Source organism: Macrococcus sp. GL_134, assembly GCF_057834705.1.
Genome location: NZ_CM174409.1, coordinates 1,441,193 through 1,456,483, shown reverse-complemented (window position 1 = coordinate 1,456,483; position 15,291 = coordinate 1,441,193). Strand labels below are relative to the sequence as shown.

13 protein-coding genes are annotated in these 15,291 nt (G+C 43.1%); 10 read left to right on the top strand and 3 right to left on the bottom strand.

What is annotated here, in order from left to right; translation table 11 throughout:
- Positions 1–62: 62 nt before the first annotated feature.
- The 8 genes from AC3IPL_RS07470 (at position 63) to ccpA (ending at position 9,221) form a co-directional block, all read left to right on the top strand.
- Complete coding sequence (locus tag AC3IPL_RS07470) at positions 63–929, top strand: DUF1444 domain-containing protein (protein ID WP_489240299.1); 867 nt, start codon at positions 63–65, stop codon at positions 927–929.
- A 1-nt stretch (position 930) separates the two neighbouring features.
- Positions 931–1,527: a YtpR family tRNA-binding protein gene (ytpR, locus tag AC3IPL_RS07465; protein WP_489240297.1), complete on the top strand. Its 597-nt coding sequence runs from the start codon at positions 931–933 to the stop codon at positions 1,525–1,527.
- Positions 1,528–1,539: 12 nt separating this feature from the next.
- Complete coding sequence (locus AC3IPL_RS07460; protein ID WP_489240295.1) at positions 1,540–4,104, top strand: DNA translocase FtsK; 2,565 nt, start codon at positions 1,540–1,542, stop codon at positions 4,102–4,104.
- Between the two features lie 11 nt (positions 4,105–4,115).
- Positions 4,116–5,414 (top strand): UDP-N-acetylmuramate--L-alanine ligase, encoded by a 1,299-nt coding sequence (gene murC / locus AC3IPL_RS07455; RefSeq protein ID WP_489240293.1) that lies wholly within the window; start codon positions 4,116–4,118, stop codon positions 5,412–5,414.
- Positions 5,415–5,490: 76 nt separating this feature from the next.
- Positions 5,491–6,039, top strand: a complete 549-nt coding sequence (locus AC3IPL_RS07450) for a DUF948 domain-containing protein (RefSeq protein ID WP_489240291.1) — start codon at positions 5,491–5,493, stop codon at positions 6,037–6,039.
- Between the two features lie 87 nt (positions 6,040–6,126).
- Complete coding sequence (locus tag AC3IPL_RS07445; RefSeq protein ID WP_489240289.1) at positions 6,127–6,984, top strand: YtxH domain-containing protein; 858 nt, start codon at positions 6,127–6,129, stop codon at positions 6,982–6,984.
- A gap of 107 nt (positions 6,985–7,091) precedes the next feature.
- Positions 7,092–8,165, top strand: coding sequence for a bifunctional 3-deoxy-7-phosphoheptulonate synthase/chorismate mutase (locus AC3IPL_RS07440; protein ID WP_489240287.1), 1,074 nt, complete (start codon positions 7,092–7,094; stop codon positions 8,163–8,165).
- Positions 8,166–8,231: 66 nt separating this feature from the next.
- Positions 8,232–9,221: a catabolite control protein A gene (gene ccpA, locus AC3IPL_RS07435; protein ID WP_489240285.1), complete on the top strand. Its 990-nt coding sequence runs from the start codon at positions 8,232–8,234 to the stop codon at positions 9,219–9,221.
- A gap of 52 nt (positions 9,222–9,273) precedes the next feature.
- On the opposite strand, the gene AC3IPL_RS07430 is transcribed toward ccpA, so the two are convergent.
- From AC3IPL_RS07430 to AC3IPL_RS07420, 3 genes are read right to left on the bottom strand one after another with little or no spacing between them, the layout of a single operon-like run.
- Positions 9,274–10,413, bottom strand: a complete 1,140-nt coding sequence (locus tag AC3IPL_RS07430) for an acetoin utilization protein AcuC (protein WP_489240283.1) — start codon at positions 10,411–10,413, stop codon at positions 9,274–9,276.
- On the bottom strand, positions 10,410–11,048 hold the full coding sequence (locus tag AC3IPL_RS07425) for a CBS and ACT domain-containing protein (RefSeq protein WP_489240281.1): 639 nt from the start codon (positions 11,046–11,048) through the stop codon (positions 10,410–10,412). Before AC3IPL_RS07425 ends, AC3IPL_RS07430 begins: the two co-directional genes overlap by 4 nt.
- Before the next feature lie 11 nt (positions 11,049–11,059).
- Positions 11,060–11,692, bottom strand: a complete 633-nt coding sequence (locus tag AC3IPL_RS07420) for a GNAT family N-acetyltransferase (RefSeq protein ID WP_489240279.1) — start codon at positions 11,690–11,692, stop codon at positions 11,060–11,062.
- A gap of 100 nt (positions 11,693–11,792) precedes the next feature.
- Here AC3IPL_RS07420 and acsA point away from each other — a divergent pair, with 100 nt between their 5' ends.
- Positions 11,793–13,505 carry an acetate--CoA ligase gene (gene acsA / locus AC3IPL_RS07415; RefSeq protein WP_489240277.1) on the top strand — a complete coding sequence of 571 codons (1,713 nt, stop codon included), beginning with the start codon at positions 11,793–11,795 and terminating at the stop codon, positions 13,503–13,505.
- A gap of 67 nt (positions 13,506–13,572) precedes the next feature.
- Positions 13,573–15,240: a formate--tetrahydrofolate ligase gene (locus AC3IPL_RS07410; RefSeq protein ID WP_489240275.1), complete on the top strand. Its 1,668-nt coding sequence runs from the start codon at positions 13,573–13,575 to the stop codon at positions 15,238–15,240.
- Positions 15,241–15,291 lie beyond the last annotated feature (51 nt).

Here is a 15,291-nt window from a genome sequence, read left to right as displayed (position 1 = left end):
TACTATCACTCATCGTGGTTTTATTGTACAATAAATAATACAAGAATTGAGGAGTGTTACCTATGAATGTGTTTGAAATAAGGGATGCCATCACCGCGGAACTTAATTCTGGGCTGATGATATGGAATTTCGACCGCAAGGAAGAAACGTTAAGAGTCGAACGACAGGATAATCATAAAGGATTGACGATCAAGCTTGCACCGCTTGTTGCTAAGTACAAGCAGCAGGACCATAAGATTATCGATGAAGTCCTCTACTATATCAATGAAACTATTACAGCTATGGCAGACGAAACAAATAAGCAGATTTCACAAATGAAGATCATGCCTGTTATCCGGTCAACGAGCTTCCCGAAAGAATCAGAAAGTGTGCCGTTTATCATAACAGCGCATACGGCAGAAACGAATATATACTATGCGCTTGACCTCGGAACGACGTACCGTCTGATTGACGAAAAAGTCCTCGCTGAGATGAATGTCTCAGTAGATCATGTTAAACAGCAGGCGTTGTTCAATGTGAAGAAACTGAAATCACAGTATAAAGAAGACCGAGTAGCCGGCAATACCTTTTACTTCTTCAACTCGAACGATGGCTACGATGCTTCTAGAATATTGAACGACACGTTGCTGCAGCAGTTCGATGACAACAAGAAGGGTGAACTGCTGGTTGCGACGCCGCATGCTGACGTTCTGATTATCGCGGATATTGAAAATGAGACGGGCTATGACGTCATGGCACAGATGATGATGCAGTTTTTCAGCAATGGTCTTGTGCCGATTACTTCGCTGTCATTTCAATACGAAGCAGGCAGTCTGACACCTGTGTTCATTCTCGGGAAGAACAACATGAAGCGCAATCCTGAGGCTATCCGCCGCCTGGAAGCGAACCGCCAAAAATTTGCACAACAAAACGATGATAAGGAGAAATAGCATGAACATCTTTTATAACGAAAAAATGGGTGACGTTCTGTTCATCACTGTCAAACAAGCAGACGGACCATTTGAATATAACAAGCAGGATGATGTGGTAACGATCACACAAGACGGAGAAGTCGTCGGCTACAACGTATTTAACATCAATGATCAGCTGAATCTGGAATCAACCGGCCTAGTTCAGCTCGATGCCGATAAAGTGGAAGCTGTCAATTCAGTGCTGAGCAGTAAAGGAATTGCACCGCTTGAAGTCGATTTATCACCTAAATTTGTAGTGGGTCACATTGACAGTATGGAGAAGCATCCAGATGCTGATAAGCTGAACATCTGCCAGGTGAATGTCGGTGACGCAGTGCTGCAGATTGTGTGCGGCGCTAAAAATGTCGCGGCCGGACAAAATGTCGTCGTCGCTAAAGTCGGGGCCGTCATGCCGAGCGGAATGCTCATTAAAGATGCTGAACTCCGCGGCGTTGCCTCAAGCGGGATGATCTGTTCAGAACGTGAACTTGGGTTGACTGATTCTGAAGAGAAAAAAGGTATATTAGTGCTTGACGAACAAGCAGTTCCAGGTACTGATTTCTTCAAACAAGATTAAAGGTGTGAGCATATGAGCTGGTTTGATAAATTATTCGGAGAACAGCAAAATGACCGACCGCAGCAAGAAGATATGCCGCCGCGTGAGGAAGACAATCACGATGAGATTTACAGGCGACCGAAAGGCAAGTTCAGGTTTCCATTAGATGTTGATGATTCCAAGCAGCTGCAAGTACAGCCATCACCGGAAGAACCATCATTAAGACAGAGTCACTTTGTCAATGATGAGTACTTTAATAACCGGAGAGCACTCAGGAAAAGCAGGACACACGATGAGACGATTGCAGTGAATCGTACGACAGAGCGCTATCATCCATCCTATACACCACCACCGAAATCTGATATTCACAAGCCGAAATTTGTCGCAAGCGAAGTTCCTTCCGCGATATACGGTTCGCGAAAAAACTTAAAACCGAGTGAGCATCAAGTAGTGATCACTCCGTTATCCGGCAGAAAGCCTGAGGATGTAAAGCCGGAGACGCCGACGCATCGCAAACAGGACAATATGGTCAATGTAGAAAACATTTACGCCTCTCAAATAGTAGCTGAAATCAGACGGGAACGAGAAAAAAAAGCACAGTCTAAAAAAGCATTTGAAGAGAAGCGGCGTCAGCTTAAGATTCAGGAGGAACAAACTGTCTCATCACAAGAGAATGAAGAAGAGACATTGTATGCCGGTGAAGTGGAGGAGCTTGTCATACAAGATACGGCGTCACAACTTGAAACAGTGGAAGTCGTTCTGCCGCCGTCACATGAGTCGCGCACGGTGATAATTGACGAGCCGACATCAGTAGATACGACAGATGTTGTCGATACTGAACCAGCATATAATGAAGCGATTGATACGATTGTTCCTCAGCCGCCCGCTGCTGCAACTGTCGTTGAAGCAGAATCCCACATCGACGAAACGGTGGAAGAAGCTGTCCTCGAGTCGCAGGAAACGCTGACGGTCAAAAAGACAACACCATTTAACGTCGTTATGACACCATCTGACAAAAAACGATTGATGGATAAGACGATGCCCGCCCAGCCGTCCGACGTTGAAGCGCCTGCTGAAGCATCAGCAGAGCAACCGACGATGATTGAGAAAGTGATCGATTTCGTAACGCCGGATGCTAAGGAAGACGGAGAGCCGACAGTGATCGATAAAGTGAAAGAAGCGGTCATGCCGAACAAAGACAAAAAGCGTAAGGGACCGAATTATTTACTGCCGACTGTCAGTCTGCTTGAATCACCTGTACAGACTGAAGCATCGCTTGAGTGGGTGGAAGAGCAGCGACAGCAGCTGGATGAAGCTTTCTATCATTTCAATGTCCCTGCCAAAGTAGAAAGCGTCGTTGTCGGACCGTCCGTCACCCGCTACGAATTATCAGTAGAAAAAGGTGTCAAAGTCAGCAGAATCACCAATTTGCAGGATGATATCAAAATGGCACTTGCTGCAAAGGATATCCGGATTGAGGCACCCATTCCTGGCACATCACGTGTCGGTGTTGAAGTGCCGAACATTGAGACACGCAAAGTCAACTTAAGTGAAGTCGTCTCCAGCAAGCGATTTAAGTTTGCGGAATCCAAACTGATGGTAGCTCTCGGTGTTAAGATCAATAACGAGCCGATGCTGATGGATATTGCAAAGATGCCGCATGCATTGATTGCTGGAGCAACGGGTTCCGGTAAATCGGTCAGCATTAATACCATTCTGCTGTCACTTCTCTACCGCAACAACCCAAATGAACTGAAACTGCTGCTGATTGACCCGAAAATGGTGGAACTTGCGCCTTATAATGACTTACCGCATCTCTTGGCGCCAGTCATTACAGATGTCAAAGCAGCGACTGAAAGTCTGAAATGGATAGTAGAAGAAATGGAGCGCCGCTATAAAACATTTGCTGATGTCCATGTAAGAAATATTACAGCCTATAATCAGAAGTCCCCTTACGACAAACGACTGCCGAAAATTGTGATTATCATAGATGAACTCGCAGATCTCATGATGATGGCACCGCAGGAAGTGGAACATTCCATTGCCCGTATTGCCCAAAAAGCACGTGCTGCAGGTATTCATATGATTCTTGCGACGCAACGGCCGTCCGTCAATGTCATCACTGGTCTGATCAAAGCGAATGTACCGACGCGTCTTGCCTTTATGGTATCGTCCGCTGTCGATTCGCGTACGGTCATGGATAACGGAGGAGCTGAGAAGCTGTTAGGTAACGGTGACATGCTGTATCAAGGAAATGGCATGAACCGACCAATCCGTATTCAAGGCTGCTATGTTTCTGACGAGGAAATCGATGAAGTGGTCGCCTACATCAAGGAGCAGGGAGCACCGAACTATATATTCAAGCAGGAAGAGCTGCTGAGCAAAATGAATGAACTGCCGCAGGATGAGCTGTTTGATGAAGTCATTGATTACATGCAGGATGAAGGACATATTTCTACTTCTCAATTACAGCGCAGATTTCAAATAGGTTATAACAGAGCTGCCCGTATTGTTGACAGCCTGGAAGAAGCAGGTTACATCAGTGGGGCCAATGGTTCTAAACCGAGAACAGTGTTACTAACAGAAAAACAACAATAGGAGTGTATACAATGACGTTATATCATTTTGTGGGAATTAAAGGAGCGGGGATGAGTGCACTGGCACATATTCTATCTGATATAGGCCATGACGTACAAGGGTCAGATATCGAGAAAGAATTCTTCACTGAAATTGCGCTGCACGACAAAGGAATGAAGATTCTCCCGTTTGACGCTGATAATATTAAAGAAGGAATGACGGTGATTGCCGGCAATGCATTCGGTGATAATCATCCCGAAGTGGTAAGAGCGAAGGAACTCAACCTCGAATTTTATCGTTATCATGACTTCCTCGGTTCATTTATGAATGAATATACTTCTGTTGCAGTGACGGGTTCTCACGGTAAGACATCAACGACAGGCTTGTTATCTCATGTCATGAACGGCGATAAGAAAACATCTTATTTGATTGGTGATGGTACGGGTATGGGCTTACCTGACAGCGAATATTTTGCGTTTGAAGCCTGTGAGTACCGCAGACATTTCTTAAGCTATTCACCGGATTATGCGATTATCACGAATATTGACTTTGATCATCCTGATTACTTTGCGAGCATGAGCGATGTCTTCAATGCTTTTCAGGAGATGAGCCGCAACGTCAAAAAAGGAATCATTGCCTGCGGAGATGATGACAATCTGCGCGACCTGCAGGTCACGATTCCGATTTATTACTATGGAATAGGAGCTCAAAATCAAGTCAGAGCTGAAAATATCACCTCTACAGAGACAGGGACTACATTTGATGTCATGATCGGCGGCAGATTCTACAGCAGTTTTAAAACACCGATGTTCGGAGACCACCATGTGCTGAATGCGCTTGCGGTCATCACGGTATGCTATTTAGAACAACTGGATGTTCAAAACATTAAAGATGCACTTGAGACATTCGGCGGTGTTAAACGTCGCTTTACAGAGAAGAAGAAAGATAATCAAATTTTAATTGATGACTATGCGCATCATCCAAGAGAAATCAGTGCCACTATTGATTCGGCACAAAAGAAATATCCAACGAGAAAAATTGTCGCTGTATTCCAGCCTCATACATTTTCCCGCACGGAAACATTTCTTGAAGATTTTGCCGATAGTTTAAAAGCAGCAGACAAAGTGTATCTCTGTGATATTTTTGGCTCGGCGCGCGAAACGTCGGGTAATTTAACTATTGATGATCTGGCAGTGCTTATTCCAGGTGCCGAACTAATCAGCGAAGATAACGTAGCAGTACTGAACCAGTATACAGATGATGTGATTATCTTCATGGGTGCAGGAGATATACAGAAAATCCAGAAAGCCTATGAAAATGTATTGCAATAGTTCAAATATGTTTTAAACTAGAATAGCAGGGTAAAATGAGGTAGTAAAATAGACAGTTTAATAGGAGGGGTTTTATATGGAATGGATACTTCCAATCGCCGGTATTATTGCGGCACTGGCATTCTTAATTCTATGTATCGGTATTGTAGTTGTATTATTAGCAGTCAAGAAAAATCTTGACCACGTTGCTAAAACATTAGATGGTGTAGAAGGTCAGATTCAAGGGATTACACGTGAGTCTACAGACTTATTACATAAGACGAATCGTCTTGCTGAAGATGTACAGGATAAATCAGCTCGTTTGAACACAGTTGTTGATGCTGTCAAAGGTATCGGTGGCTCTGTACAGAACTTGAATAGTTCAGTGGACCGCGTGACTAATTCAGTGACACACAACATTGCTAACAACCAGGAGAACATTGCTCAAGTCGTTAAATGGTCTAACGTAGTGATGGAAGTTGCTGATAAATGGCAGATGCGCAAAGAACGCCGCAACTCAGTGAACTTTGCCAATCAACCAGTCTACAGCGAAAAACAAGTTTATAATGAAGATACAACAAATGGTGGAAACGTCGATCATGTTAAAATTAATGCAGGATTATCAAAAGATTCTGACTTAAAATAACAACTTACGTTTATACGTCATATAAGTGGGAATATACTAACTATAACAAGTTAAGTATATTCCCATTTTAATTAGGAGGTCATTATAATGACAAATACAAATAACAAAGATCTGACAAGCGGTAAATTCGGCAAAGAAAATGATAACAAATTTGACACGGCAAAGAACGTCAATAGTTTTGACAAAGACAACAACACATTAGACGCAGGAGTAAAATCGACATCATACGATAAAGAGAATGACTTCAACTCTTTCGACAATAACAAAATGTATGATAACAATTTCAAAACGCCTGAAAACAACAATACTTACAACCGATCTTTAAGTGCTAACACTTTGAAAGAATATGAAGTCAAACAAACGAATTATTCTACTCGTGATTTTGCTCTTGGTTTCACTGTCGGCGTATCTTTAGGTACATTACTTGGTCTATTGTTTGCTCCGAAAAAAGAGGACACATATGATTATGACACAAATGATTATAAAGGGTCTTACTTAAAAGGTAACCAGGACAAAGAAGATAAATCTTCTAAAGTCGATCAATTCAAAGAAAAAGCAAACGAAATCAAAGACAAAGCTTCTGAAAAAGTATCTGAAGTTAAAGGCAAAGCTCAAGAAGTTAAAGGAAATGTTCAAGACAAAGTTGAAGAGAAAAAAGACGTTAACCAGGCTAAAGGTTATAATGAAGACACAGGCAACTCAACGACTAAAGTTGAAACAGATACAGATACTTTAGAAGCGCAGCGCCGTGCTATCAAAGATGAAGTTAATAATGATTCATTGAAAGAACCTGTTGCTATCGTTGACAAAGATTTAAACACTAACAAAAACAACAACAAATCAAACTTCAGTAACGCTACTAAAGTTGACCCAAACACAAAAGTAGATACTAAAAAAACAGATTTCAAACCTGGTAACACAAACAACAAAAACAACAAAAAATAAGATTCAATAATAAAAGTTGAATAGACTTGTGATATTATAGTAGGATGAATTACTCATCCTACTATTTTTTTATGTAGAAAAATAAAAGAAACGACGAGGTGTATGATATGTCTGAATTGAATCAGTTAAGAGAACGCATCGAAGAGATTAATATTGCCATATTGGAACTATTATCTGAACGCGGAAAAATTGCCAAACAGATTGGCCAGGAAAAACGTAAAGCAGGGACCATGATCTATGATCCGATGCGCGAAAAAGAAATGCTCAACAAGCTTCAGGATTTGAACAAAGGACCTTATGATGATAATGTCATCAAGCAGTTATTTAAGGAAATCTTTAAAGCATCGACTGAACTTCAAAAATCAGAGAATGAAAAACATCTCTATGTCTCTAGAAAACTGAAGTCAGAGGATACTATCGTGACTACTGCAAATGGCGGTATCATAGGCGGCAACGAGAAGATATTCGTCTTCGGTCCATGTTCTGTCGAATCCTATGACCAAGTAGAACAAGTGGCTAAAAATCTAGTGGCAAAAGGCCAGAAATTTATCCGCGGTGGTGCATTCAAACCTCGTACATCTCCTTATGACTTCCAGGGATTGGGAGAAGAAGGATTGAAAATATTAAAAGAAATTAATGTGAAATATGATCTTGCTGTCATCTCAGAGATTGTGAATCCAAATCACTTTGAACTGGCTGATCCATATATCGATGTATTCCAGATCGGTGCGCGTAATATGCAGAACTTTGAACTGCTGAAAGAAGCAGGTAAATCAAATAAACCGGTATTATTAAAACGTGGTTTATCGGCAACTATCGAAGAGCTGATCTATGCAGCTGAATATATTCATGCTAGTGGTAACAGCAATATCATAATTTGTGAACGAGGAATTAGAACATACGAAAAAGCCACTAGAAATACACTTGATATTTCAGCTGTACCGATCTTGAAACAAGGGACACATTTACCGGTTCTTGTTGACGTGACACATTCTACCGGCCGTAAAGACATTATGCTCCCGGTCGCTAAAGCAGCACTGGCTGTCGGTGCAGACGGGGTAATGGCTGAAGTTCATCCGGATCCAGCTGTAGCATTAAGTGACGCTGGTCAGCAGATGAACTTAAATGAATTTGATGTATTTTATGAAGAACTAGAGAAAGCAAGAAGATTATATCAGTAAAAAATATTATGAAAACTGAATGAAAACATGTTAGAATAGTAGAGAAAACGATTACAGGAGGAAGCTATGACAGTTACAATTTACGATGTGGCAAGAGAAGCAAAAGTTTCGATGGCAACTGTCTCTCGTGTAGTGAATGGGAATCCTAATGTGAAACCAGCTACACGTGACCGTGTCAATGAAGTGATTGAACGGTTGAATTATCGTCCAAATGCTGTAGCAAGAGGACTTGCCAGTAAAAAAACAACAACAGTCGGTGTCATTATTCCTGATATTTCGAACATTTACTATTCAGAGTTAGCAAGAGGACTCGAAGATATTGCGACAATGTACAAATATCAGACGATTATTTCTAATTCAGATAATGACCCGCAGAAAGAACGGGAGATATATAATAACTTGTTGAGCAAGCAAGTAGATGGCATCATATTCCTCGGTGGAACATTGTCCAATGAAACTGCTGAACTCATCAAGACATCATCAGTACCAGTCGTTGTCTCTGGTACTGATGATAATGACAGCTCACTTCCAGCAGTCAATATCGATTATCATGCAGCAAGCTGTGAAATCACTGAGAAGTTAATAAAAGACGGTGCGCGTCAATTTGCATTTGTCGGTGGCGGCTATTCCGAAAAAGCGCGTCAAGATGTACTGGCGGGTATGAAAGAAGTGCTCGCTAAAAATGCGATTGATCTTGACGACCATGCGATCTATATCGGCGATGAACAGTACCTTGATGGTGAAAAAGCATTCCAGCAAGTGCAGGCGATGAATCCAGACGCTATCCTCTGCATCAGTGATGAGCAGGCTATTGGTCTTGTTCACGCAGCACAGGATGCGGGATTATCAGTCCCTGATGATCTGCAGATTGTCAGCTTCAATAACACGCGTCTTGTACAGATGGTTCGACCTAAACTATCCAGCGTGATGCAGCCGTTATATGATATCGGCGCAGTCGGTATGCGGTTATTAACGAAGTTTATGAATGATGAAGACATTGAAGACAAGCAGGTCATCCTGCCATATCATATCGAATATCGGGGCACGACTAAATAAAGTATGAAAACTTCAGGAATCTGTGATTTCTGAAGTTTTTTTATTCTTTAGATCATTCATAATGCTGAATGATACGTTCAAGCATCCGCTCATTCTTTTCAGTGATTTCTGCTCGTCTCGGGATAACCTGATAATCCTGATCATCTGCATCCCATGACTCTGGAAGTGTCAAGGCTGATTGATCCTGCCATTTATGAATCCATTGTTCTGGCAGCTTTCCTGTTGGAGCGGGGATATCTTTCATGGCAAGCCACACTTGACTCCATGCAATAGGGGCAACTTGAAAAATATTATAACCGCCGCCCCCGACAGCGATCCATCTGCCGGCACAATGCTCGTCAGCGAGTTGCTTTACAATCCTTGGAATTTTCTCGAAGATTCTATGGGTACAGTGCAGATGCGTCAGTGGATCCAAATAATGGGCATCAGCACCGTTCTGGCTGACTATGACATCAGGTTTAAAAAATCGGCAGGCAACCGCAACACTTTCTTTGAAGCAATGAAGAAATGATTCATCCTCTGTATAGGCGTCGATCGGCACATTCATACTATACAAATAGCCTTCTCCCTCGCCTTTTTCATTGATGCTGCCCGTCCCAGGAAATAAATATCTTCCTGTTTCATGAATGGAATAAGTAAATGCCTGATTATCCGAGTAAAATGACCACTGCACACCATCACCATGATGTGCATCTGTATCAATATACAGCACTCTTGCTCCATATTTCTGCTTCATATATTCTATAGCCACCGCACTATCATTATATATGCAGAATCCTGAAGCGCGGCCTTGGAATCCATGATGAAGACCGCCGCCTAGATTACACGCAGTGCGATCAACACCCGTCATGACAATATCGCAGGCAGTGAGCGTTCCTCCAACAAGCCATGCACTGCTGTCATGCATGGCCTTAAAGTTAGGCGTGTCATTCGTATTCAGCCCGTAACTATCGCACTTAGCTTGACTTAAAGTACCAAGACCAGCCTGTTTCACTGCTTCTATATAGTCTTCTGTATGAACAAGCTTCAGTTCTTCGTCTGTTGCCTTTCTGGCAGGGACCATTTCTGAGTCATCTAGTACACCGAGAGACTTCAGTAGATCAGTCGTCAGCACGAGTCTCATCTGGTTGAATGGGTGACTATCAGAAAATCTATAGTTCAATAATTCATTAGAATAGATATATTTACTCATAGGCCGCTGTCGTGAGGTGTTCTTACTTCGAACCCCGCCTCGTTTAAGTCAGCTATGATCTTCGTTGGATTCATAGACTGCATTCTGATTAATACAAGCTTATAGCCGGGCGTCCGGTCCCGGTAGACTAATATACTTTCAATGCTGACTTTGTTAATATTGAAGATCTTAGTGACGTCATGCATAATACCTGCGCGGTCAGGAACTGCGACTTCGACAGCAGATCCCGGCGTCGTAACACCGGTGAGTTCGAGGAACGTATTCAGCATATCTTTTTGTGTGACGATACCGATACACTGGTTATTCTGAACGACAGGTACACAGCCGATCTTCTGTTCATAGAAGTCGACTGCGATATCTTCTACGAAATCTAGAGGATGACACGTCACCACATTTTTGTGCATAATTCGTGTGATGGGCATCGCTAAATGAGCCGCTGAATCTTCAATTCCTAATATAGAAGGCAGGGCGAGATTGATATCGCGGTCAGAGACGATACCAAGCACTTTCATATTTGAATCGACGACTGGCAGATGTCTGATATCATGTCGTGCCATCATCTCAAGAGCATGTTCAATCGTTTCCACTTCATTAACTGTGAAACATGGACTGGTCATCATTCTTTCAACTAACATACATATCACTCCTATATAAAGAATCGGTTCATAAACCTGATTTTATCAAACTGATCGATCTGCTCATTGGTAATTCTGCTGCCGATTCTTGCCATCAGACAGTTTGCCGGGTGACTGGTAATCTCTGGATCGTTCGTAGAGAACACTTCAAGACCACCAGCTGCCATCATCTTCTGCATGATCTTCTTGTAATCAAATACATTAAGCTTAGAGTTTTTTAAATCCCAGTGCCAGTAATATTCTGTAGTGATGATAATATAATCTTCCATCTGGTCATCAAGCATCGACAGCTTGAGCATTTCTTTGCCGAGCCCGAGGTTACGATAGTTGAGCGATACTTCAATCGCGCCAAGTTCAAGCAGGAAAGGTAGATTACCTTCGCTCCATCGCTCCATCGGATCAGGATACAGATAAGTCGTATAAGCAATGATATGATTGCCATCACGGCATATAATGATCCTTCCTTCCGGCAGATCCGCTATTTCTTTCAGTGCTTCGAACTGCTCCGGCGGTCGTCTGAAAGCGACAAGACCTTCATCAAAAGTATACTGGCTCAGTGTGCTGCCTGATACAGGACCTTCGATGATAACATGCCTGCCGTTAATATGGTGATCATGTCGGTAGTAGGTTTTCGTGTGTTCCATGCCGATCTCCTTTGAAATTTCTAATTTTTTTGAAAAGTTTGTTTAATTTATTATATAATAACATTGTAGCATTGAAAACGTATACAAAGGGGATGTCATCATGAAGACAGAGATCTATCAAGTGGAATCGGGAACATATAATTTAAAAAATTACGATGAAAGCTATCGTAATTTTGACTGGAAAGAAGTAGAGAAGGCATTCTCCTGGCATGAAACTGGTAAAGTCAATATGGCTTATGAATGTATCGACCGCCATGTTGAAAATGGCAGAGGCGACAAAATCGCTTTATATTATAAAGATGCTGAGCGCAATGAATCATATACTTTCAGTGAAATGAAGAAGAAATCAGACAAAGCAGCGAATGTCTTGAAAAGTACGACTAATGTCGCTAAAGGCGATCGACTGTTCATCTTTATGCCGCGTTCACCGGAACTATATTTCGTACTCCTCGGGGCTTTGAAAATTGGAGCGATTGTCGGACCGTTATTTGAGGCATTTATGGAGAAAGCAGTTAAAGATCGACTGGAAAACAGCGAAGCATCTGTCATCGTGACGACGAACAGCCTGGTCGGTCGTATTCCAGTGGACGAGCTGCCGAACTTAAAACATATCGTTATCGTGGATGATCAAGTCGCAGACGAACATATAGATTTCAATAAAGCATTTGAAACGGCTTCAGAGTCATTTGAAACAGAATGGCTCGATCTTGAAGACGGCCTTATTCTTCACTATACATCGGGTTCAACTGGACAGCCAAAAGGGGTGCTGCATGTTCAGTACGCGATGGTTCAGCATTACATGTCCGGCCATTATGTGCTGGACTTAAAAGAAGATGACATATACTGGTGTACCGCTGACCCGGGCTGGGTGACAGGAACAAGTTACGGAATATTTGCACCGTGGTTGAACGGGGCGACGAACGTCATCGCCGGCGGAAGATTTTCTCCGGAAGGTTGGTACGGTACGATTGAAGAGTTCAAAGTGACTGTCTGGTATTCTGCACCGACTGCATTCCGTATGTTGATGGGTGCGGGCGATGAAATGATTAAGAACTTCGACTTATCCAGTTTAAGACATGTGCTGTCTGTCGGAGAACCACTGAATCCGGAAGTCATCAAATGGGGTTACAAAGTATTCGGCAAACGCATTCATGATACGTGGTGGATGACTGAAACTGGTGCACATATGATTGTCAACTATCCTAGTATGGATATCAAATCAGGTTCGATGGGGAAACCACTTCCTGGTGTGGAAGCGGCTATCGTTGACAATGACGGGAATGTCCTGCCACCTAACCGTATGGGTAACTTGGCACTGAAACAAGGATGGCCGTCCATGATGAGAGAGATATGGAATAACCGTCCGAAATATGAATCCTACTTCTTACCGGGCGGCTGGTATATTTCCGGTGACTCAGCCTACATGGATGAAGAGGGCTACTTCTGGTTCCAGGGTCGTGTGGATGATGTTATCATGACTGCGGGTGAGCGTGTCGGTCCTTTTGAAGTGGAATCTAAGCTGGTTGAACATCCAGCCGTCGCTGAAGCGGGTGTCATCGGAAAGCCGGATCCTATCCGTGGTGAGATCATTAAGGCATTCATTGCGCTGAGAGAGGGCTATGAACCGACTGATGAATTGAAGGAAGAAATTCGTGTCTTTGTCAAAAATGGTCTGGCAGCACATGCCGCACCTAGAGAAATAGAATTTAAGGATAAGCTCCCTAAAACACGTTCCGGTAAAATTATGAGACGCGTCCTTAAAGCCTGGGAGCTTGATCTGCCGACAGGCGACTTAAGTACGATGGAAGACTGATGATGCAGATTCAAGATGTTTCAATTCCTTTATGAAGTTGAACATTCACATACAAAGGAGAATGACAATGACTGAATATTTATCTGATCTTGAAATTGCAAAACGTTCCACAATCCGTCCGATCAGTTCCATTGCTGAAGAGGCCGGCATTCCTTTTGAAGCCGTTGAACCCTATGGTTTCTACAAAGCCAAAATAGACACTTCAAAAATCATCTCACAGCCGAAAGGGAAGGTCGTTCTCGTTACAGCGATGAGCCCAACCCCGGCAGGTGAAGGGAAATCTACTGTAACAGTCGGCTTGAGTGATGCCTTCAGACAGCTGGGTGATGATGTGATGGTCGCTTTACGCGAACCCTCACTAGGACCGGTGTTTGGTATGAAAGGCGGCGCGACGGGTGGAGGTTACGCACAAGTCCTGCCGATGGAAGAGATCAATCTTCATTTTAATGGTGACCTTCATGCGATTACAACGGCGAACAATGCATTAGCTGCATTTATCGATAATCATATCTATCAAGGAAATCAACTGAATATTGATCCGCGACGCATCACGTGGAAGCGCGTCATTGATATGAATGACCGTTCGCTGCGTGAAGTAATTGTCGGCCTTGGCGGCCCGTTCAAAGGCATACCGAGAGAAGATGGATTTGATATTACAGTCGCCAGTGAAATTATGGCTGTGTTCTGTCTGTCACGCGATATTCATGACTTGAAGGTTAATCTAGCTAAAATCACAATCGGCTATACTTATGACAGAACACCTGTCACTGTCAAAGACTTAGGTGTAGAAGGCGCACTTACGCTTATTTTAAAGGACGCCATCAAACCGAATCTTGTGCAGACGATTGAAGGGACACCGGCATTGATTCATGGCGGCCCGTTCGCCAATATCGCACACGGCTGTAATTCCATCATCGCGACTAATACGGCGCGACGACTTGCAGATGTCGTGGTGACTGAAAGCGGCTTTGGTTCTGATCTGGGAGCAGAGAAATTCATGGATATCAAAGCTCGTCGTGCAGGACTGGAACCATCAGCTATCGTTGTAGTCGCAACTATTCGTGCCATGAAGATGCACGGTGGTGTATTGAAAGAGCACTTAAAAGAAGAGAATGTGGAAGCAGTCAAACGCGGCATCGTCAATCTCGAGAAGCATATTCAAAACTTAAAGCAGTTCGGTGTAGAACCGGTTGTTGCGCTGAATGCCTTCGTCACGGATACCGACGAAGAAATCAAAGCCGTCAAAGACTGGTGTGCTGACCGCAACATTAAAGTGGCACTGACAGAAGTATGGGAAAAAGGGGGTGCAGGCGGAGTTGAGCTTGCGCGCCTCGTAAAAGAAGTGCTGGCTGAGAAGCAGGACTTCAAGCCGTTATATGAACTCGAACTGCCAGTAGAAGAAAAAATTCGTACAGTCGTTCAAAAGATTTACGGAGGAGATGATGTTGTCTTCTCAGATAGTGCGAAAAAGCAGCTGAAAACTATTAACGCTAACGGCTGGGGTGATTACCCTGTATGTATGGCCAAAACACAATATTCATTTACGGATGATCCGAAGAAGTTAGGCCGTCCTACCGGATTTGAGATCACAATTCGTGAGTTGATTCCGAAAACAGGTGCCGGCTTCATTGTTGCATTGACAGGAGATATTATGACGATGCCGGGCTTACCGAAACAGCCGGCAGCATTGAACATGGATATCGACGACAATGGCCATGCAGTAGGGTTATTCTAACAAGACACAGCAAAAGGTCCTCATTAAATGATAATGAGGACCTTTTGCTGC

What these genes read in the sequence shown, in the direction of transcription:
- AC3IPL_RS07470 (WP_489240299.1), top strand. Translation starts at nt 63, where the DNA reads ATGAATGTGTTTGAAATAAGGGATGCCATCACCGCGGAACTTAATTCT.
- ytpR (WP_489240297.1), top strand. Translation starts at nt 931, where the DNA reads ATGAACATCTTTTATAACGAAAAAATGGGTGACGTTCTGTTCATCACT.
- AC3IPL_RS07460 (WP_489240295.1), top strand. Translation starts at nt 1,540, where the DNA reads ATGAGCTGGTTTGATAAATTATTCGGAGAACAGCAAAATGACCGACCG.
- murC (WP_489240293.1), top strand. Translation starts at nt 4,116, where the DNA reads ATGACGTTATATCATTTTGTGGGAATTAAAGGAGCGGGGATGAGTGCA.
- AC3IPL_RS07450 (WP_489240291.1), top strand. Translation starts at nt 5,491, where the DNA reads ATGGAATGGATACTTCCAATCGCCGGTATTATTGCGGCACTGGCATTC.
- AC3IPL_RS07445 (WP_489240289.1), top strand. Translation starts at nt 6,127, where the DNA reads ATGACAAATACAAATAACAAAGATCTGACAAGCGGTAAATTCGGCAAA.
- AC3IPL_RS07440 (WP_489240287.1), top strand. Translation starts at nt 7,092, where the DNA reads ATGTCTGAATTGAATCAGTTAAGAGAACGCATCGAAGAGATTAATATT.
- ccpA (WP_489240285.1), top strand. Translation starts at nt 8,232, where the DNA reads ATGACAGTTACAATTTACGATGTGGCAAGAGAAGCAAAAGTTTCGATG.
- AC3IPL_RS07430 (WP_489240283.1), bottom strand. Translation starts at nt 10,413, where the DNA reads ATGAGTAAATATATCTATTCTAATGAATTATTGAACTATAGATTTTCT.
- AC3IPL_RS07425 (WP_489240281.1), bottom strand. Translation starts at nt 11,048, where the DNA reads ATGTTAGTTGAAAGAATGATGACCAGTCCATGTTTCACAGTTAATGAA.
- AC3IPL_RS07420 (WP_489240279.1), bottom strand. Translation starts at nt 11,692, where the DNA reads ATGGAACACACGAAAACCTACTACCGACATGATCACCATATTAACGGC.
- acsA (WP_489240277.1), top strand. Translation starts at nt 11,793, where the DNA reads ATGAAGACAGAGATCTATCAAGTGGAATCGGGAACATATAATTTAAAA.
- AC3IPL_RS07410 (WP_489240275.1), top strand. Translation starts at nt 13,573, where the DNA reads ATGACTGAATATTTATCTGATCTTGAAATTGCAAAACGTTCCACAATC.